Raw genomic sequence first — 4027 nt, forward strand, 5'->3', positions numbered from 1 at the left:
CTCTTTATGACTCTAGCCCCTATTGCCGCCGCTTTTTCCGGATGGTTAATTCTTGGCGAAAAATTATCAATTCAAGCTATAGCTGGAATGCTGGTCACCCTCTCTGGCATCGCTCTATCTGTATTGAGCAGAGGCACAAGCCATAAATTCAGTCTTAAACTCCCTCTTAAAGGAGTCTTGTTTGGTATTGGTGCTGGCATGGGACAAGGTGTGGGACTGGTTTTAAGCAAAGTTGGAATGAACTATTATGCACTCTCCATCCCCGAAGGCATGCTTGAGGCTTCACAGATGCTTCCCTTTGCCTCAACATTTATACGGGCAATCACCGGTACCCTCGGTTTTTTGGCCGTCATGTGGTATACACGTAAATTCGCCAGTCTTTCTCTATCGGTACGTGATAGCAAAGGGATGAAAGCCGCACTGGGGGCTACACTTTTCGGTCCATTTATCGGCGTTTCCTTTTCATTGATGGCCGTACAGTATACAGAAGCAGGTATTGCCTCAACACTGATGGCTCTTACCCCTATCTTTATCCTATGGCCTTCACTGATGCTCTTCAAAAATAAAATCACGTTGAAAGAGGTGTTTGGCGCAATCATCAGCGTAATAGGTGTTTCTTTGTTCTTTATTTAACAAATTCTTTTAAGACTGGCTACTTGTTTTTCACACTCATTTGTTGTATTATTGTGAATATAAACCTAATACCTTTATCTTATGCTGACAGACAACAAGGAATTATATGTGGCTCACGGCAGTATGCCGCTCTATATACATCCTAAAATGGCCAACCGTCACGGATTGATTGCCGGAGCGACAGGGACTGGAAAAACAGTATCACTTCAGATACTGGCGGAAAGCTTCAGCGAATTGGGCGTTCCCGTCTTCATGGCTGATATGAAAGGAGATCTGTCCGGTATCAGCAAAGCCGGGACACTTAACAGTTTTATTGCCAAACGACAGGAAGAATTTGGTGTAACATTCCAATTTCAAGGATATCCTACCCGTTTCTTTGATGTATTCGCTGAAAAAGGCCATCCGCTACGAACTACAATATCAGATATGGGACCACTATTGCTTTCGAGGCTTTTGATGTTGAACGACACCCAGTCTGGAGTACTTAATATTGTGTTTCGAATTGCAGATGATAACAAAATGCTACTACTTGATATAAAAGACCTTCGTGCAATGCTCTCCTATGTAGGAGAAAATGCACGTAGTTTCACAACACAGTACGGCAATATATCGGCAGCCAGTATTGGGGCTATCCAACGTGGATTACTCAATTTGGAAGATCAGGGTGGTGATCTTTTTTTTGGCGAACCCGAATTTATCATTTATGATTTTCTGCAAACAGAACAGGGAAAAGGTGTAATAAATATTCTGGCAGCTGATAAACTCCTTAATTCACCTAAGTTATATGCAACCTTCCTGTTATGGATGTTAAACTCTCTATACGAAGAACTACCCGAAGTAGGCGACCTGGAACGGCCCAAGTTTATATTCTTTTTTGATGAAGCCCACCTGCTGTTCGATGATGCTCCGGAAGTATTGCTCGATAAAATCGAGCAGATTGTCCGTCTCATCCGCTCCAAAGGCGTAGGCGTCTACTTCATTACTCAAAATCCATTGGATCTGCCGGAAAGTATACTTGGTCAGTTAGGAAACCGCATTCAACACGCTTTGCGGGCCTTTACTCCACGCGATCAAAAAGCGGTAAAAACAGCTGCACAGACATTCCGACAGAATCCAGCATTCGAAACAGAGACCGCAATACTCGAACTTGCAACTGGCGAAGCACTTGTATCCTTTCTTGATTCAAAAGGTGCTCCTTGCATTGTAGAACGAGCCAAAATGTTATGTCCACAAGGACAAATCGGGCCAATTACAGATGCAGAACGGGCACAAGCCATTAAACAATCGCCGCTATATGGAATATACGAAAAAACAACAGACCGACATTCTGCTTACGAGATACTACAGGAAGAAGCTTTGCTTAAGCAACAGGAAGAAGAAAAAGAAATTCTGAACAAACAACGTGAGCAGGAAGAAAAGGAACGTATAAAACAAGAAAAACAATGGCAAGCAGAAGAAGGTAGACGAATAAATAACGAACGAAGAAACAGCAGCAGACAGAGTCCTACGGAACGCATGTTCGGAAATATGCTTTCTTCAGTAGGACGAACTTTAGGTACTCAAATTGTCCGTAGCGTACTCGGAACACTTATAAAAGGGAAATAAAAAGATCAAATAATAGTACATATGCTCTATAACACATCACACATCACAATTGAAAAGCGATAAAAACGTATATTTGTATACATAGATGCAACATCTATTATTTAATTTTTTCATAAGATAATTTTTAAATCATGCAAAAGGTCCGGTTCGTGAGAATCAGACCTTTTGCATTTATATTAACTTACATTATTTATGGTGTTGGAGGCGTAGCTGGAGCATCTTTTGGAGCATCTTTATAGATGTAAAATTCTGAGCCATGAATCAACTTCCATTCGGTTCCAGTTTTCTTAAACAACAGCAGCCATCGGCCTCGATCGGTTATTACTGTACGGCCGTTTTTATAACTCATAACAATACCCAAATCAGCCGTATAAAGCACCGAATTAAAAAATGGAAATGAAAACCGTTCATTTTCTACTGTCAACTTTTGCCCTGTTATCATTTCAAACCATCCTTTAAGACCCTTTTCAAACTCGGGATAGGTGCTATACTGCCTGTTCACTACATATGAAAACTCAGGAGAATTAGCTAACACACCTAAAACTTCATCGGCATTAGCAGTTTCACAACCCTGCACCAATTTATCTACCAGCGCCTTTACCTCCTTTATCATTTGCTCTTTATCCGGTTCGACCGATTGTGGAACATTGGCTCCCCATCCTGTAAATACTGTAAAAAGCATCAATACCAATCCTAAAACTGTTCTGTTTCTCATACATTATTCTTTTATATGTTTTACACTAACAAATCACTGTAAATAAAACAAAAACTGTCTCCGTTTGTTTGAACAAAAAGAAAGAGGATGTGCCAATTACTTTGTTTTGACACACCCTCGCCATCAGGCAACCTAAAAATACAACAACCAAAAATACTAAACCAACCGTTAACCCTTATAAGAAGGGAACTATTGTAATGTAAATACCTGTTATGATAGCCGATGTAATTACACCCGAAATATTAGCCCCCAATGCATCGCCCATAATGAACGAGTCTGGATTGTCTTTCGTCACAATCTTCTGAGCCACCTTGGCAGTGGTTGGAACACAACTTACAGCCGCAATACCGATAACAGGATTAAAATTTCCTTTCTTTATGAAATACATGATATATCCGCCCATTATTCCTCCTATTCCGGACAATAACAACGCAGCAATGCCTAACACCAATAACTTTAAGACTTTGGGATCTAAAAGCAATTTGGCGTCACATAACACACCAAGCAATACACCCAACATGAACGTTGATCCATATAATAAAGGACCACTAACAAAATCCTGAATATGCTTCATGCCAGACTCTCGAACAGCGACTCCTAAAAACAGTGAGAAAAATAGAGGCGAAGCCACTGGAAATAAGAAACTAAGCACAGCACATAATAACACTGCAAAAGCCAATTTCACTTTTGAGCTGTAATTTTTGGGTGCACGGGTCTGAACCATCTTGATAGCACGCAACTTTTTGGGGACAAGGAGCTTAACCAAATAAGGATATCCTCCGTAGGTAAGTCCAAGATACAGGTAAGCCACAACTGTTATAGGTACAAATAAGTTTTTGGCCAATGCCAGCGATGTAAACAAAACCATCGGACCATCAGCCCCTCCAACCATTGCAATAGAAGCACTTTCGCCCAGACTAAGGCCAAAAGCATGAGCAATAGGAAGTATGTCTTATACTGAAATAGGTAGACACATTATAAACCAATCAAATAATGTGATCTATGAAGACAGGAAGAACCAAGTTTACGGAATCGGATAAGCTATCCATTCTCCGGGAGTATTATGCAAGTGGA

General features: G+C 40.7%; 3 protein-coding genes and 1 pseudogene. 2 read left to right on the top strand and 2 right to left on the bottom strand.

Annotated features, from left to right (window positions below):
- A partial coding sequence (locus tag AB7E53_RS14415; RefSeq protein WP_446776473.1) for an EamA family transporter occupies positions 1–633 on the top strand: 633 nt, incomplete at its 5' end.
- 81 nt (positions 634–714) lie between these two features.
- Entirely contained in the window at positions 715–2238 is a 1524-nt protein-coding gene (locus AB7E53_RS14420) for a helicase HerA-like domain-containing protein (protein ID WP_446776475.1), read from the top strand.
- Between the two features lie 190 nt (positions 2239–2428).
- Here the strand turns inward: AB7E53_RS14420 and AB7E53_RS14425 are convergent, their stop codons facing one another.
- Both AB7E53_RS14425 and AB7E53_RS14430 read right to left on the bottom strand, forming a co-directional pair.
- The gene (locus tag AB7E53_RS14425) at positions 2429–2953 is read right to left on the bottom strand and encodes a nuclear transport factor 2 family protein (RefSeq protein ID WP_179399299.1); all 525 of its coding nucleotides are present in this window, start codon (positions 2951–2953) and stop codon (positions 2429–2431) included.
- Positions 2954–3128: 175 nt separating this feature from the next.
- Positions 3129–3899: pseudogene (locus tag AB7E53_RS14430) on the bottom strand (sodium ion-translocating decarboxylase subunit beta); the annotation flags it as partial.
- Between the last annotated feature and the right edge of the window lie 128 nt (positions 3900–4027).

It is taken from the genome of Macellibacteroides sp., from assembly GCF_050251695.1.
In the GTDB taxonomy this organism is placed as follows: Bacteria; Bacteroidota; Bacteroidia; order Bacteroidales; family Tannerellaceae; genus Macellibacteroides; species Macellibacteroides fermentans.